The sequence below is a fragment of the Pseudomonas citri genome, assembly GCF_025336485.1.
Taxonomy (GTDB): Bacteria; Pseudomonadota; Gammaproteobacteria; order Pseudomonadales; family Pseudomonadaceae; genus Aquipseudomonas; species Aquipseudomonas citri.
Window position 1 is genome coordinate 336,444 of sequence record NZ_JAODAB010000001.1, and the last position, 15,787, is coordinate 352,230.

General features: G+C 64.0%; 13 protein-coding genes. 8 read left to right on the forward strand and 5 right to left on the reverse strand.

Annotated features, from left to right (window positions below; all coding sequences use genetic code 11):
- Nucleotides 1-5 precede the first annotated feature (5 nt).
- A complete protein-coding gene (gene lpdA / locus N4Q37_RS01490) occupies nucleotides 6-1,388 on the forward strand; it encodes a dihydrolipoyl dehydrogenase (protein ID WP_260954691.1) in 1,383 nt (460 codons plus the stop codon).
- A 184-nt stretch (nucleotides 1,389-1,572) separates the two neighbouring features.
- Complete coding sequence (locus tag N4Q37_RS01495; RefSeq protein ID WP_260954692.1) at nucleotides 1,573-2,592, forward strand: branched-chain amino acid aminotransferase; 1,020 nt, start codon at nucleotides 1,573-1,575, stop codon at nucleotides 2,590-2,592.
- A gap of 76 nt (nucleotides 2,593-2,668) precedes the next feature.
- On the opposite strand, the gene N4Q37_RS01500 is transcribed toward N4Q37_RS01495, so the two are convergent.
- Complete coding sequence (locus N4Q37_RS01500) at nucleotides 2,669-3,421, reverse strand: ArsR/SmtB family transcription factor (RefSeq protein ID WP_260954693.1); 753 nt, start codon at nucleotides 3,419-3,421, stop codon at nucleotides 2,669-2,671.
- Nucleotides 3,422-3,511: 90 nt separating this feature from the next.
- The gene (locus N4Q37_RS01505) at nucleotides 3,512-3,853 is read right to left on the reverse strand and encodes an FKBP-type peptidyl-prolyl cis-trans isomerase (RefSeq protein ID WP_260954694.1); all 342 of its coding nucleotides are present in this window, start codon (nucleotides 3,851-3,853) and stop codon (nucleotides 3,512-3,514) included.
- Nucleotides 3,854-4,000: 147 nt separating this feature from the next.
- Between N4Q37_RS01505 and N4Q37_RS01510 the strand changes: the two genes are divergently transcribed.
- Both N4Q37_RS01510 and N4Q37_RS01515 read left to right on the forward strand, forming a co-directional pair.
- On the forward strand, nucleotides 4,001-5,062 hold the full coding sequence (locus N4Q37_RS01510) for a M4 family metallopeptidase (protein WP_260954696.1): 1,062 nt from the start codon (nucleotides 4,001-4,003) through the stop codon (nucleotides 5,060-5,062).
- Nucleotides 5,062-5,385, forward strand: a complete 324-nt coding sequence (locus N4Q37_RS01515; protein WP_053122893.1) for a protealysin inhibitor emfourin — start codon at nucleotides 5,062-5,064, stop codon at nucleotides 5,383-5,385. Before N4Q37_RS01510 ends, N4Q37_RS01515 begins: the two co-directional genes overlap by 1 nt.
- A gap of 12 nt (nucleotides 5,386-5,397) precedes the next feature.
- Here the strand turns inward: N4Q37_RS01515 and N4Q37_RS01520 are convergent, their stop codons facing one another.
- The gene (locus N4Q37_RS01520; RefSeq protein WP_260954697.1) at nucleotides 5,398-7,476 is read right to left on the reverse strand and encodes a putative bifunctional diguanylate cyclase/phosphodiesterase; all 2,079 of its coding nucleotides are present in this window, start codon (nucleotides 7,474-7,476) and stop codon (nucleotides 5,398-5,400) included.
- 356 nt (nucleotides 7,477-7,832) lie between these two features.
- Between N4Q37_RS01520 and pncA the strand changes: the two genes are divergently transcribed.
- Both pncA and N4Q37_RS01530 read left to right on the forward strand, forming a co-directional pair.
- Nucleotides 7,833-8,489 carry a bifunctional nicotinamidase/pyrazinamidase gene (gene pncA / locus N4Q37_RS01525; RefSeq protein WP_260954699.1) on the forward strand — a complete coding sequence of 219 codons (657 nt, stop codon included), beginning with the start codon at nucleotides 7,833-7,835 and terminating at the stop codon, nucleotides 8,487-8,489.
- A gap of 5 nt (nucleotides 8,490-8,494) precedes the next feature.
- A complete protein-coding gene (locus N4Q37_RS01530) occupies nucleotides 8,495-9,136 on the forward strand; it encodes a DUF1345 domain-containing protein (RefSeq protein ID WP_260954701.1) in 642 nt (213 codons plus the stop codon).
- A gap of 151 nt (nucleotides 9,137-9,287) precedes the next feature.
- On the opposite strand, the gene N4Q37_RS01535 is transcribed toward N4Q37_RS01530, so the two are convergent.
- Together N4Q37_RS01535 and N4Q37_RS01540 are read right to left on the reverse strand one after the other, a co-directional pair.
- The gene (locus N4Q37_RS01535) at nucleotides 9,288-10,598 is read right to left on the reverse strand and encodes an ATP-binding protein (protein WP_260954703.1); all 1,311 of its coding nucleotides are present in this window, start codon (nucleotides 10,596-10,598) and stop codon (nucleotides 9,288-9,290) included.
- A gap of 4 nt (nucleotides 10,599-10,602) precedes the next feature.
- Entirely contained in the window at nucleotides 10,603-11,304 is a 702-nt protein-coding gene (locus tag N4Q37_RS01540) for a response regulator transcription factor (RefSeq protein WP_260954705.1), read from the reverse strand.
- A 200-nt stretch (nucleotides 11,305-11,504) separates the two neighbouring features.
- Here N4Q37_RS01540 and N4Q37_RS01545 point away from each other — a divergent pair, with 200 nt between their 5' ends.
- Both N4Q37_RS01545 and N4Q37_RS01550 read left to right on the forward strand, forming a co-directional pair.
- Nucleotides 11,505-12,662 (forward strand): efflux RND transporter periplasmic adaptor subunit, encoded by a 1,158-nt coding sequence (locus tag N4Q37_RS01545; RefSeq protein WP_260954707.1) that lies wholly within the window; start codon nucleotides 11,505-11,507, stop codon nucleotides 12,660-12,662.
- Nucleotides 12,663-12,676: 14 nt separating this feature from the next.
- Complete coding sequence (locus tag N4Q37_RS01550; RefSeq protein ID WP_260954708.1) at nucleotides 12,677-15,766, forward strand: efflux RND transporter permease subunit; 3,090 nt, start codon at nucleotides 12,677-12,679, stop codon at nucleotides 15,764-15,766.
- The last annotated feature ends 21 nt before the right edge of the window (nucleotides 15,767-15,787 follow it).

Genomic DNA, 15,787 nt, shown 5'->3' on the forward strand with positions numbered 1-15,787 from the left:
AGGCAATGCAAACTTTGAACACGACGCTGCTGATCATCGGTGGCGGCCCCGGTGGCTATGTGGCGGCGATCCGCGCCGGGCAACTGGGCATCCCGACCATTCTGGTGGAAGGCCAGGCGTTGGGCGGCACCTGCCTGAACATCGGCTGCATTCCGTCCAAGGCCTTGATCCATGTGGCCGAGCAGTTCCAGCAGACCCGGCATCACAGCCAGGGCTCGGCGCTGGGCATCAGCGTGTCGGCGCCGACCCTGGACATCGGCAAAAGCGTGGAATGGAAGGACGGTATCGTCGATCGCCTGACCACCGGCGTCGCGGCGCTGTTGAAAAAGCACAAGGTCCAGGTCATTCACGGCTGGGCGAACGTGGTCGATGGCAAGACTGTCGAGGTCGGTGATACGCGCATCCAGTGCGAACACCTGCTGCTGGCCACCGGTTCGAAGAGCGTCGAGCTGCCGATGCTGCCCATCGGCGGGCCGATCATTTCGTCCACCGAAGCCCTCGCCCCCACGTCGCTGCCCAAGCACCTGGTGGTGGTCGGCGGTGGCTACATCGGCCTGGAGCTGGGCATCGCCTACCGCAAACTCGGTGCCGAAGTCAGCGTGGTCGAGGCCCAGGAGCGGATCCTGCCGGCCTATGACGGTGAACTGACCCAACCGGTGCACGAGGCGCTCAAGCAGTTGGGCGTGAAGCTGTACCTCAAGCACAGCGTCGAGGGTTTCGATGCCGAGGCCAGCACCTTGCAGGTGCGTGCCCCCGATGGCGACACGCTGAAGCTGGACACCGACCGGGTGTTGGTGGCCGTCGGTCGCAAACCCAACACCCAGGGCTGGAACCTCGAGGCCCTGGGCCTGGCGATGAACGGCCCGGCCGTGAAAATCGACAACCGTTGCCAGACCAGCATGCGCAATGTCTGGGCCATCGGCGACCTGAGCGGTGAACCGATGCTCGCCCACCGGGCCATGGCCCAGGGTGAAATGGTCGCCGAGCTGATCGCCGGCCAGCACCGGGAATTCAACCCGGCGGCCATTGCGGCTGTGTGTTTTACCGATCCAGAGCTGGTGGTGGTCGGCAAGACACCCGACGAGGCCAAGGCCGCCGGGCTCGACTGCATCGTGTCGAGCTTCCCGTTCGCCGCCAATGGCCGGGCCATGACCCTGGAATCGAAAAGCGGCTTCGTCAGGGTCGTGGCGCGGCGGGACAACCATCTCGTGCTGGGCTGGCAGGCGGTCGGCGTCGGTGTGTCGGAGCTGTCCACCGCGTTCGGCCAGTCCCTGGAAATGGGCGCGCGCCTGGAAGACATCGCCGGCACCATCCATGCCCATCCGACGCTCGGTGAGGCCGTGCAGGAAGCGGCGCTGCGGGCGTTGGGGCATGCGTTGCATCTATAGGCATGCGTTTCACCTGTGGCGAAGGAACTTGCTCCCTCGCCACAGAGGTGAGTGCACCGGGAAAATCTGCCTGTCACCTATCGAGCAGGCTGCGAAACGCCCCCGGAATGAAGTATTGTTGTCCCCATCCAAAAACGTCAGAAGCCTGAACCGTTTCGACGCTTGTTAAGAAATAGAGGGTGTCATGGGTAACGAGAGCATCAATTGGGACAAACTGGGCTTTGACTACATCAAGACCGACAAGCGCTACCTGTCGCACTGGCGCAATGGCGCATGGGACGCCGGCACCCTGACCGACGACAACGTGCTGCACATCAGCGAGGGCTCCACCGCCCTGCACTACGGCCAGCAATGCTTCGAAGGCCTGAAGGCTTATCGTTGCAAGGACGGTTCGATCAACCTGTTCCGCCCTGACCAGAACGCCGCCCGCATGCAGCGCAGCTGCGCCCGCCTGCTGATGCCGCATGTCGACACCGAGCAGTTCGTCGAAGCGTGCAAGCAAGTGGTCCGCGCCAACGAGCGTTTCATTCCGCCTTACGGCACCGGCGGCGCGCTGTACCTGCGCCCGTTCGTGATCGGCGTGGGTGACAACATCGGCGTGCGCACCGCCCCCGAGTTCATCTTCTCGATCTTCTGCATCCCGGTCGGTGCCTACTTCAAGGGTGGCCTGACCCCGCACAACTTCCTGATTTCCAGCTTCGACCGCGCCGCCCCACAAGGCACCGGCGCAGCCAAGGTCGGTGGCAACTACGCCGCGAGCCTGATGCCCGGCTCCCAGGCCAAGAAAGCCCACTTCGCCGACTGCATCTACCTCGACCCGCTGACCCATTCGAAAATCGAAGAAGTCGGCTCGGCGAACTTCTTCGGCATCACCCACGACAACAAGTTCGTCACCCCCAACTCCCCGTCGGTCCTGCCGGGCATCACCCGCCTGTCGCTGATCGAACTGGCGAAATCGCGCCTGGGCCTGGAAGTGGTCGAAGGCGACGTGTTCATCGACAAACTGTCGGACTTCAAGGAAGCCGGCGCCTGCGGGACCGCCGCGGTGATCACCCCGATCGGTGGCATCAGCTACAAGGACAAGCTGCACGTATTCCACAGCGAAACCGAAGTCGGCCCGATCACCCAGAAGCTCTACAAAGAGCTGACCGGCGTGCAGACCGGCGACATCGAAGCCCCGGCGGGCTGGATCGTCAAGGTCTGATCCACGCCTCGGCTTTTGTGGCGAGGGGGCTTGCTCCCTCGCCACATGGGGCCGCGCTCGATGCACAAGCCTTGCTTCACCGCAGCTCCACCGCAGGTGCGAGCCTGCTCCCGATAGCGCCAACGGGTTTCACATCCATTTCGGTACAGATCCCAAACCGCGCGGCCATTTCCTTGTGGCCGCTGGCGGTCAGCCCGAGCGCCCGACTGTCCAGGTCCTGGACCACCCATTTGCGCTTGATCGCCGCTTGCAGCAATGCCGCCCCCAAGGCCCCCCCCAGGTGTGGACGGCGCATGCTCCAGTCCAGGCATGGGCAGGCGAACCGGCGTCGTTGCGCGGCGAGGACTTGAACGTCAATGCCCAGCCCCGCAAACAGTTCCTCGCCCGACTCGCTCAACCCATAGCCCTGCCCCGCCTCCACCAGCCACCCGGCCTCAAGCAGGCGATCATGCAGCCGCACCGCCAGGGTGCCGGCCATGTGGTCGTAGCAGGTGCGGGCAAATTGCAGGCGATCCGGGGTGCGCGGGGTGAAGGTCGGCGCGGCGCTCTGGCCGATCACCATCAGCGCTTCGAGGGCCTGGGCGACGCGCTTGTCCGCCAGGCTGTAGTAACGATGACGCCCCTGCACATGCACGCGCACCAGGGCCAGGTCCTTGAGCTTCGCCAGGTGGGCACTGGCGGTGGAAGCACCGACGTCGGCAATACTGGCCAGCTCGGTGCTGGTCCGGGCGTGGCCGTCCATCAACGCACACAACATGCGGGTCCGGGCCGGCTCGGCAATGGCCGCAGCCACTTGGGAGACACCCAGGTCATGCAGTTCCGCCTCCATATTTCGCTCCCTGACGAATAAAGCCATGCATCGCCTGCAAAGAGTAGCAACACTTTCAACTGGACGCTGCTGGCCCGGAGCTGAGGCCACTCAATCGTCCCGGGTCAGCACTTCCAGCAACTCGATTTCGAAAATGAGGTTGGTGTTGGGCTTGATGTGCGCGCCCATGGAACGCTCGCCGTAGGCCAGGTGGGCCGGCACCCACAGCTTGCGCTTGCCGCCCACCTTCATGCCCATCAGCCCCACGTCCCACCCCTTGATGACGCGACCGGTGCCGATCACGCACTGGAAGGGCTTGCCACGGCTGTAGGACGAATCGAATTCGGTGCCGTCTTCGAGCGTGCCGCGGTATTGGGTGGTGATCAGCGCGCCTCTGACTACGCTTTTGCCGTCGCCTTGTTCCAGGTCGATGATTTGCAGCTCTTCGTTCATGGGGTATTCCCGTGTGGATCGAGGCGCGGTTTTTCGCAGAAATTTGCCGGCCTGGCAAACTTTTGTGTATTGCATGTGCAAGGGAACCGCTGCAGCCGCTTCGGTTCACATGGGTATCGACCCTGCCTTTCAGATAAGGATTTTCTGATGATCGACCCTCGTCCACTCCACAGCTTCATTCCTCCCTACGTCCTCAACCGCATCATCGCCCACGGCTCCGAACAGCAACGTTCCCGGGCCCTCGGCACCCTGACCCACGTGCGCAACCTGCGCCACAACCCCGGCCCACCGAATACCGTGCCGGCGGCCGCCAAGCTGCCCAGGCCGGGCAAGGCCGGACACCCGCAACGCAGCGTGCACGATGCGCAGAACACCATGGAACTGCCCGGCCAGCCGATACGCGTGGAAGGCCAATCGGCCAGCGGCGACCCGGCCGTGGACGAAGCCTATGACGCACTGGGTGCCACCTATGAGTTTTTCTGGAAGGTGCTGGGGCGCGACTCCATCGATAACAAGGGCTTTGCCCTGGTGGGCAGCGTGCATTACGGCCAAGGCTACGAAAACGCCTTCTGGAACGGCGCGCAAATGGTCTTCGGCGACGGCGATGGCGAGATCTTCCAACGCTTCACCCGCTCCCTCGACGTGGTCGCCCATGAGTTGGCCCATGGTGTCACCGAAAGCGAGGCGGGACTGATCTATGCCAATCAGTCCGGCGCCTTGAACGAGCATATCTCCGATGTGTTCGGCGTACTGGTCAAGCAATTCGTCCTCGACCAGACCGCCAATAGGGCCGACTGGCTGATCGGCGCCGACCTGCTCACCGACAAGATCCAGGGCGACGGCCTGCGCAGCATGTCCAACCCGGGCACGGCCTATGATGACCCGCTGCTGGGCAAGGACCCGCAACCGGCGCACATGCGCCAGTTCGTCATCACCCGCGAGGACAACGGTGGCGTGCACATCAACTCCGGCATCCCCAACCGAGCCTTTTATCTGGTGGCCACCGCCCTGGGTGGATTTGCCTGGGAAAAAGCCGGCCGGATCTGGTATGAAACCTTGTGTGACAGAACATTGGCCAATGACGCGTCCTTCAGCGCTTTCGCCCGCTTGACCGTCGAGCACGCACGCCAGCGTTTCGGTGCGCGGGAAGTGCAAGCGGTGCAGGATGGCTGGGCCCAGGTTGGCGTCGATCCGACAGAGGAGTCCTGATGAAAACCCTCCCAGACCTTGACGACAAGGCCGTGGTCCGGCTGTCACGCCAGGGTGGCGTGGCAGCCATCCACGCCTTGACGCGCCCCCGGGAAATCGAGTTCGCCCAGTGCGACCTCGACCAGCGCACGCGCATTTGCTCGGTGCTGGAAGGCTGCCTGCCGCTGACCTCATCCACGCCGGGCCGGGGCGATCAACGCTTCTTCCAGATCGAAGTGCGCTACCGCGCCAACGACCAGGACGACGAAATGGTGCTGCAGGTGCCCGAGGACCGGGCACCTGGCGAGCTGGTTCATTTGTGGGACAAAGGGGAAGTGCTCTAGCCTGGAGGCGTCTCAGGCCGTCGCCGTGCGATTGGCCTGGCGCATCTCCAGCAAAAAGCGCTCCGCCGGCAGCGGGTGCCCCAGCAGATAGCCCTGCAAGGAATCACAGCCCAACTGGGTCAAGAAGTCCTGCTGCACGTCGGTCTCCACCCCTTCGGCGACAATCCGCAAGCCCAAGGCCTGGCCGAGGGCCACGATGGCCGAGACAATGGCCGCGTCATCGCTGTCGCGCTCCAGGTCGCGGACGAAGCCGCGGTCGATCTTCAGCTCATTGGCCGGCAGGCGCTTGAGGTACATCAGGCTCGAATAGCCAGTGCCAAAGTCATCGATGGACAGATCCACGCCCATGTCCGAAAGCTGTTGCAATACCGTCATGCTTGCGTCGGCATCGCTCATGGCGGTGGTCTCAGTGATCTCCAGGGTCAGGCTGTTGGCCGCAAGTTGATGGCTGCGCAATGCCTGGGCCACGCTCTGCACCAGGCCCGCATGGCAAAACTGCAAGGCCGACAGGTTCACCGCAATGCGCCAGTCGGTATAGCCGAGCACGTACCATTCGCGCATTTGGCGGCACGCCTCGTTCAGCACCCACTCGCCGATGGGAATGATCAACCCGGTCTTTTCCGCCAGGTCGATGAAGGTGTCGGGCATCAGCAAGCCCTGGGTCGGATGATTCCAGCGCAACAATGCTTCGGCGCCAACCGGACGGCCGTCGGCGGCATCGAACTTGGGTTGGTAATGCAAGCTGAATTGCCGCTGTTCGACGGCGATGCGCAAGTCTTGCAGCAATTGCAATTGCCGACGGGCGTCGCTGTTCATCGAGATGTCGAAAAAGCTGTAGCCGTTCTTGCCTGCGCCCTTGGCGTGGTACATCGCCGCGTCGGCGTTCATCAGCAGTTCTTCGGCACTCCGGCCGTTACCCGGGTACAACGCGATGCCGACGCTGGCGGATATTTGCAGGTCATGATCGGCGACCCGGAACGTACGGCCGATCAACCCGACCTGGCGTGCCGCCAGGCGCAAGGCGTCATCGGGCTCGGCCAATTGCACCAGCAGCACGAATTCGTCGCCGCCGATCCGCGCCAGGGTGTCCTGGCTGCGCAGGTCCTCACGCAGGCGCAGGGCGACATCCCGCAGCAGCATGTCTCCCATGTGGTGACCGAAGGCGTCGTTGACCGGTTTGAAACCGTCCAGGTCAATGAACATCAAGGCGAAGCAACCGCCCTGCTCCTGCACCCGATGCATGGCCTGGTCGATACGGTCGGCCAACAATACGCGGTTGGGCAATCCGGTAAGGGGATCGTGCAAGGCCAGTTTGGTCAACTCCCGGTTGGCCAGAGTCAAGGACTGGGCCAATTCCGCGGTCCGGGCCTCCAGGCGTGCGTCGAGAATCGAGGTCAACAAAGCGATGGCCAATATCGCCAGGGTGGTGATCAGGACCAAATTGTCCAGGCCCTTGCCGCTCAAGCCATCCAGGGCTCCGCAAAAACTGCCATCGCTGAACCTGGCCCCGGCCATGCCGGTGTAATGCATACCGACGATGGCAACACCCATGAGCACCGCCGCCCCCGCGCGTGCCAGGCGCACATGAGGGGTGTTGCGACGCAGGCGAAAAGCGATCCACAACGCCGCTGCCGAGGCGGCCACTGCAATGACCAGGGAAGCGCTGAACAACGTCGGGTCATAATCGATGCCCGGCTGCATGCGCAGCGCCGCCATACCGGTGTAATGCATGGCACTGATGCCCGCGCCCATGATCAATGCACCCAGGGCCAACTGCCACACCGGCAACCGCGGCTGGCTGACCAGCCACAAGGCAAAACCGCAGGAAAGAATGGCGATCAGCAGTGACAGCGCGGTAATCGAGACGTCGTAACCCAACGCCACCGGCAAACTGAACGCCAGCATGCCGATGAAATGCATGGACCACACGCCCACCCCCATCGCCAAGGCACCGCCGCTCATCCACAGGTACGCCGCGCGTCCCTCGGCAGTAGCGATACGTCCCGCCAGGTCCAGCGCGGTATAAGAGGCCAATACCGCAACAAACAAGGAAATCGATACAAGGGCGGGGGAATAACTGCCAAGGAGCATATTGTTTTCTCGTAGCTGGAACGCCGAACTGCTTCCATGCCCGGTCGAGGCCGGCGATTGTACTTAATCGTGCCAGCGACACGCGGACCATATGTCAAAAAGCCATCAAACCTGGAACATTTGCGACGAAAGACATTTTCCGACGCTTCTTCCCCATGAGCGGGCTTGCCTGCGAATGCAGCCGGCCAGTGTACACGGCTGTTGAACGCGTCGCCTGAATCGCGAGCAAGCTTTGCTCCCACACTGAATGTCGCCCGATCCTGTGGGGGCAACGCTTGCTCGCTATAGCGGTTATGCAAATATTGAATCGGCAGCGTTAGGCTAATATCGAGGGATCATTTCAAGGAGGATCCATCATGAGCACGCCAGCCACACGGGCTTCGACCCGCACATTACTGGTCATCGACGTCCAGAACGACTTCATTCCGGGAGGACGGCTGGCCGTACCAGGCGGCGATGAGATCGTGCCGTTGATCAACCGACTGGGCCGTTCATTCCGGCACGTCGTCCTGGCGCAGGATTGGCACCCGGCCGGCCATGCATCGTTTGCGTCCAGCCATCCGGGCAAACAACCTTTCGACGTTATCCAATTGCCCTATGGCGAGCAGAAGCTATGGCCGGACCACTGCATCCAGGGCAGCGATGGCGCCGCCCTGCACCCGGCATTGGACCTGCCTCACGCCCAACTGATCATCCGCAAGGGTTGCAACAGCGCCATCGACAGTTACTCCGCCTTCATGGAGGCCGACCGTCAGACCCCCACCGGGCTGGCGGGCTACCTCAAGGAGCGCGGTATCGACACGGTGCACGTGGTGGGACTGGCCCTGGACTTCTGCGTGATGTACACGGCGCTGGATGCCCGGGCGGCGGGGTTCAACGCCTACGTGGTGCTGGACGCGTGTCGCGGCATCGACACCGAAGGCTCGCTGGACGCGGCGATCCGCAGGATGCAAGAGGCCGGCGTGACGTTGATCCAGTCCGACGCCCTGAACGGCCCCGGACCAGGCCAGTAACGCCCATGCCCTTCCTGGCCCGTACCCACCCACGTCTTTCCGGGGCCTTCGTCCTCGGCCTTGCGGCGGGCATCCTGCTCCCGGCAGGCTCGCTGCTCAGCAAGGTCCTGGTCGGCTGGAACGTCGGCGTCTGGTCCTACCTGGCGCTGATGTTCTGGCTCACCGTGCGGGCCAAGGCCCCCGACGTCAAGCGCATCGCCGAAATCGAAGACGAAAATGCCGGCCTGGTCCTGTTGCTGGTCAGTATCGCGGCACTGACCAGCCTGGCGACCATCGCCCTGGAATTGGCCGGCAGCCGCGACCTGGACACGGCGGGCAAGCTGCTGCGCTATGGCTTCACCGCGCTGACCGTCATCGGTTCATGGCTGCTGATCGGGGTGATCTTCAGCGTCCATTACGCACGGCTGTATTACACCTGGGACGGCAACGAGCCGGCCCTGCGCTTCGCCGAAGGCCTGACCACCCCCAACTATTGGGATTTCCTGTATTTCTCGTTCACCATCGGCGTCGCGGTACAGACCTCGGACGTGGGCGTCGCCACGCGGCAACTGCGCAAGATCGTCCTGGCGCAATCATTGATCGGGTTCGTCTTCAACACCGCGATCCTGGGGTTTTCGATCAACATTGCGGCGGGGTTGTTTGGTTGAGGCGCCGCAATGCTGTTCGCTTAAGGACGGACACTGTACCTGTGGCGAGGGAGCTTGCTCCCGCTGGAGTGCGAAGCGCTCCCAAGCTCTTTGGGGCCGCTACGCGACCCAGCGGGAGCAAGCTCCCTCGCGACGGGTTCCGTCGTTTTGCTCAGGCAAACATGGACGGTGCCGGCAACCACAACCGGAACCGCGCGCCGCCCAGCGGCGAAGCCTGGGCTGTGAGAGTGCCGCCCTGGGCCTGCAAGGCGCGGCGGCTGATCGCCAGGCCAAGGCCGAAGCCGCCCGTGGCACGGTCACGGCTGCGGTCCAGGCGATAGAACGGTTCGAACACTCGCTCGCGTTCGCCGGGCGCGATCCCGATGCCGTCATCGTCCACGCAGATCTCGCAACCCTGGTCGCTGACCAGCACGCCGACCTGGATCCGCTTGTCGCAGTAACGCATGGCGTTGCGTAGCAGGTTCTGCAGGGCCCGGGCGGTCAGGCGCGGGTCCAGCACGAAACGCTCCAGCGCGTCGTGCAACAGCACGTCGATGACCACGTCCGGCGCCGCCAGGTCCTCGTCGACGCTGCCCAGAATGCTGTCGATGAACTCGTCCAGCGCCACTTCGACCCGCTCGGGCAAGCGCGCCGGGTTCTGCAATCGGCTGTAGGACAGCAACTCCAGCACCAACTCGTCCAGCTCTCGAATGTGTGCCACCAACCCTTGCAGTCGCTCGCGACTGGCCGTCGGCAGCTCGTCGGACAGCGCCAGGGCCAGGCCAAAGTCGAGTCGGGTCAAGGGCGTGCGCAACTCGTGGGAGACCGCGTTGAGCAGGTCGCGCTGCTGGTTGAGCAGATTCTCGATATCGCCGGCCATCGTGTCGAAGACATGCGCCAGGCTGCCGATGTTGGAGCTGGAGGCAATCTGCGTCCGTTCGCCGAGGTGGCCCTTGCCAAAACGCTCGGCGGTGCGCTTGAGGCGTTCCAGGTCGCGCCAGTGGGGGCGCAGCCAGAGCAGCAGGCAGGCGAGCAGCGTCGCGCCGATCAGCACATTGATGCTCCAGTACAACCAACTGACATCAGCCGGGTCCGGGGGCACGATCATCTTGACCGCCGTGCGCCCATCCAGTGGCGCCACCGCCAGGGTCCGCCAGGCCCAGTCACCCAGGCGCACGACGTTTTCGCCACGCGACAGACGCGCCTGCTCATCGGCGCTGAAATCCTCGTCGTCGACGGCGGCCAGTTCAATGCGCAGCGGTTCGAACTCTTTGTCCATCTGCGCCGCCAGCGCCGGCCATTGATCGCTGGGCACGGCGCGGAACTGCTTGACCATCAAAGTCTGCAAGCCGCGGGAATAGTCGAGGTTATAGGTCAGGAACCGCTCGTGAAACAGGCGGACCACCAGTTCCGGCATCAGGTAGATCGCCGCGCTGTAGGAGACGATGGTGACCAGGTAAAGACGAATCAGCAGCTTCCACATCGGCTCAACATTCCCACTCGCTACGGCTGAACAGATAGCCCTTGCCCCACACGGTCTTGATCTTGCGCGCTTCGCCGGCGTTGTCGTCGAATTTGCGCCGCAACTTGGAGATCGCTACGTCCACCGAACGGTCGGTGCCGTTGAACTCGATACCCCGCAAGCGCTGAAGGATCTGGTCGCGGCTGAGCACTTCGCCGCAATGCCGGGCCAACACCACCAGCAGGTTGTATTCGCCGCTGGACAGCTCCACCGCCTGCCCGCGCCAGGTCACGGTGCGCTCGGACAGGTCGATGCACAGGTTGCCCATGAGGATGCGGTCGTTGCCGGTCTGGGGCTCGCTGAGGCTGCTGCGGCGCAGCAAGGTTCGCACCCGCGCCAGCAAAACCCGGGGCTCGCAGGGTTTGGTGACGTAGTCGTCGGCGCCCATTTCCAGGCCCAGCACCTGATCGTGGCTGTCGTCCCGGGCGGTCAGCATCAGGATCGGCAGCGACGCGGAGTCGGCACGCAACAACCGACAGACCTGCAAGCCATCGAGCCCCGGCAGCATCAGGTCGAGGATCACCAGGTCCGGCGAATCGACCCGTGCCCGCTCGCGGACATGGTCGCCACGGCTGAGCACACTGACCTGATAGCCGTTGCGTTCCAGGTAACTGGCGATCAGCTCGGAAAGCGCGGTGTCGTCTTCGACCAGGAGGATGTTAGGCATGGATGTATCCAGAAAATGCTGTGGTACCTGCTCACGACGGCGATCTCACAGGCACAGGAAATCTCAAGCTGCCAAGGATATACGCCCTCACCCACCCGGGCGCAAAACCCTTACACAATTTCACACAGCCCCTACAAAGCTTTACCGATGAGCCCCGTCATGCCCCGTAGCATGACGGGGTTCATTATTGGGGAAGCACCATGCCAAAGAACTCCTTCACCACCTTGGGCCTGCTGTTCGGGACGCTGCTGTTGAGCGCCTGCGACAGCTCGCCGAGCCCCGAAGACCCAGCGCCGCTGGCCAGCGTGAGCGTCGAGACCATCGAGGCCCGCCCGTTGTCCATCAGCAGCGAACTGAGCGGGCGCATTGCCGCGCCGCGTGTCGCCGAGGTCCGCGCGCGGGTCCCCGGCGTGGTGTTGCAGCGGGTCTATCGCGAAGGCAGCGACGTGAAAAAGGGCGACGTGCTGTTCCGCATCGATCCGGCACCGCTCAAGGCTGACCTGGACAGCGCCGAAGCCGCGCTGCGCAAGGCCGAGGCCAACGCCTTCCAGGCCCGTCTGCAGGAGCAGCGCTACGCCCGTCTGGTCGAGGACAAGGCCATCAGCGCCCAGGATTACGACAACGCCCGCGCCGCCGCGCGCCAGACCACCGCCGAGGTCGCCGCCAACCGGGCCACGGTGGAGCGAGCCAGGCTGAACCTGGGTTATGCCACCGTTACTGCGCCGATTGCCGGGCGCATTGGCCGGGCGCTGGTCACCGAAGGCGCGCTGGTGGGGCAGAACGAAACCACGCCGCTGGCCCTCATCCAACAGCTGGACCCGATCCACGCCGACCTCACGCAATCGACCCGCGAGCTCAACGAACTGCGCCGCGCCTTGCGCTCCGGGCAGTTGCAGCAGGTCGGCCAGGACCAGGCCAAGGCCACGCTGATCCAGGATGACGGCAGCCTCTATCCGCTGCCGGGCAAGCTGTTGTTCACCGACATCAGCGTCGATCCGGGCACCGGCCAGATCACCCTGCGCAGCGAATTCCCCAACCCTGACCTCGACCTGTTGCCGGGGAGCTTCGTGCGCGTGCGCCTGGAACAAGCCTTCGACCGCCAGGGCATCAGCGTGCCGCAACGGGCCATCCAGCGTGACAGCGCCGGCATCGCCCAGGTGCTGCTGGTGGACGCGCAACAGCAAGTCAGCGTACAGCCGGTGGAACTGGGCGCCGTGCAGGGTGACCGCTGGATCGTCACCCACGGCCTCAAGCCCGGCGACCGTATCGTCGTGCAGGGCCTGCAACACGCGCGTCCCGGTGAAAAAGTCCGGATCGACGACACCCCTCTTCCACTCGCCCAGGTCCCTGGCCAGTAAGCAGGACGTTTCCTATGCCGCAGTTCTTCATCGACCGTCCGGTGTTCGCCTGGGTGGTTGCCTTGTTCATCCTCCTGGCCGGCGTGCTGGCCCTGCCGCAGTTGCCGGTGGCGCAATACCCCGACGTCGCGCCGCCCCAGATCGAGATCTACGCGGTGTACCCAGGCGCTTCGGCGCAAACCGTGGACGAGAGCGTGGTCAGCCTGATCGAGGAGGAACTCAACGGCGCCGATAACCTGCTGTATTTCAACTCCCAGAGCAGCCTGGGCAGCGCCACCATCACCGCCACCTTCCAGCCCGGCACCAACCCGGAACTGGCCCAGGTCGACGTGCAAAACCGCCTCAAGGCCGTGGAGTCGCGCTTGCCGCAGTCGGTCACCCAACAGGGCTTGCAAGTGGACAAAGTGTCCGCCGGTTTCCTGTTGCTGATCACCCTCACCTCCAACGATGGCAGGCTCGACGACGTCGCCCTCAGCGATTACCTGGCGCGCAACGTGATGAACGAGATCAAGCGCCTGGACGGTGTCGGCAAGGCCCAGTTGTACGGCGCCGAACGCGCGATGCGGATCTGGATCGACCCGCAGAAACTGCTCAGCTTCAACCTGACCCCGGCCGACGTGAACGCCGCCATCGTAGCGCAGAACGCCCAGGTTTCCGCCGGCAGCATCGGCGACCTGCCGACCCGCACCACCCAGGAGATCACCGCGACCGTGCTGGTCAAGGGCCAATTGTCCACGCCGCAGGAATTCGCCGAGATCGTGCTCAAGGCCAACCCCGACGGTTCCAGCGTACGCATCGGCGATGTTGCGCACGTGGAAGTCGGCAGCCAGGAATACCAGTTCTCCACGCGGCTCAACGGCAAACCCTCCACCGCCGTCAGCGTGCAGCTGTCGCCAGGGGCCAACGCCTTGAGCACGGCGAACCGGGTGCGGGAGAAGATGGACGAACTGGCGCGCTATTTCCCGGCCGGCGTGGAATACAAGATTCCTTACGACACCTCGCCGTTCGTCAAGGTCTCCATCACCAAGGTGGTCTACACCCTGGGCGAGGCCATGCTGCTGGTGTTCGCCGTGATGTTCCTGTTCCTGCAGAACATCCGCTACACCCTGATCCCGACCCTGGTGGTGCCGGTGGCGCTGATGGGCACGTTCGCCACGATGCTCGCCCTGGGGTTTTCCATCAACGTGCTGACCATGTTCGGCATGGTGCTGGCGATCGGCATCCTGGTGGACGATGCCATCGTGGTGGTGGAGAACGTCGAGCGGATCATGGCCAGTGAAGGCTTGTCGCCCCGGGACGCCACGCGCAAGGCCATGCAGCAGATCACCGGCGCGATCATCGGCATCACCCTGGTGCTGGTGGCGGTGTTTTTGCCGATGGCGTTCATGCCAGGTTCGGTGGGCGTCATCTATCGGCAATTCTCCTTGTCCATGGCCACCTCCATCCTGTTCTCGGCGTTCCTGGCATTGACCTTGACCCCAGCGCTTTGCGCGACCTTGTTGAAACCGCTGAGCCAGGGCGAACACCACGCCAAGGGCGGCTTCTTCGGCTGGTTCAACCGACGCTTCGAGCAACTGGGCGACCACTATCAAGGCTGGGTGGCCCATGCCCTCAAGCGCACCGGGCGCTACCTGCTGATCTATGGCGTGCTGCTGGTGGGCATGGGCCTGTTGTTCAGCCGCCTGCCCTCCTCGTTCCTGCCAGTGGAAGACCAGGGCTACACCATCACCGATATCCAGTTGCCACCCGGCGCGAGCAAAAACCGCACGGTGCAGGTGGCCGAGCAAATCGAAGCGCATAACGCCGCCGAGCCGGGGGTCGGCGACAGCACGGTGATCCTGGGCTTCAGTTTTTCCGGCAGCGGGCAGAACGCCGCGCTGGCCTTCACCACCCTCAAGGATTGGTCCGAGCGTGGTCGTGACGACTCGGCCAGCTCGATCGCCGAGCGCGCCAACCAGGCCTTCGGCCAGATCAAGGATGCCATGGCCTTTTCCGTGTTGCCGCCGCCGGTCGACGGCCTGGGGACGTCCAGCGGTTTCGAGTTCCGCCTCCAGGACCGTGGCGGCCTCGGCCATGCCACGCTGATGCAGGCCCGCGACGAGTTGCTCGCCGCCGCGGAAAAAAGCCCGGTGCTGATGAACGTGCGCGAAAGCGCCCTGGCCGAAGCGCCGCAGGTGCAACTGGAAGTCGACCGCAAGCAGGCCAACGCCTTGGGCGTGTCTTTCGCCGATGTCGGCAACGTCCTCGCCACGGCGGTGGGCTCGGCCTATATCAACGATTTTCCCAACCAAGGGCGCATGCAGCGGGTGATCGTCCAGGCCCAAGGCGACCAACGCAGCCAGGTCGCCGATCTGCTGAAAATCCACGTGCGCAACGACGCCGGGAAAATGGTCCCGCTGTCGGCGTTCGTCCAGGCCCGTTGGACCCAGGGCCCGACGCAACTGACCCGCTACAACGGCTACCCGGCCATCGCCATTTCCGGCGAGCCGGCGCCCGGCCACAGCACCGGCGAGGCCATGGCGGAAATCGAACGACTGGTGGCTCTGGGCCCGGCGGGGTTGGGCCAGGAATGGACCGGGCTGTCGTTGCAGGAACGCTTGTCCGGCAGCCAGGCGCCGCTGTTGCTGGGGCTGTCGCTGCTGGTGGTGTTCCTGTGCCTGGCGGCGCTCTACGAGAGCTGGTCGATTCCCACATCGGTGCTGCTGGTGGTGCCGCTGGGGGTACTCGGCGCGGTGCTGGCCGTGTCGTTGCGCGGCATGCCCAACGACGTGTTCTTCAAGGTCGGGTTGGTCACCATCATCGGCCTCTCGGCCAAGAACGCGATCCTGATCATCGAGTTCGCCAAGAGCCTGCATGACCAGGGCCGCGACCTGATCGACGCGACGCTCGAAGCATCACGCCTGCGCCTGCGCCCAATCATCATGACCTCCCTGGCGTTCATCCTTGGCGTGGTTCCCCTGGCCCTCGCCAGCGGTGCCAGCTCGGCGAGCCAGCAAGCCATCGGCACCGGGGTGATTGGCGGGATGATCAGCGCGACGTTGGCGGTGGTGTTCGTGCCGGCGTTTTTCGTTGGGGTGATGAGGCTCGTGCGTAGGTCCAGCTAATACATGTGGGAGACGGGCCTG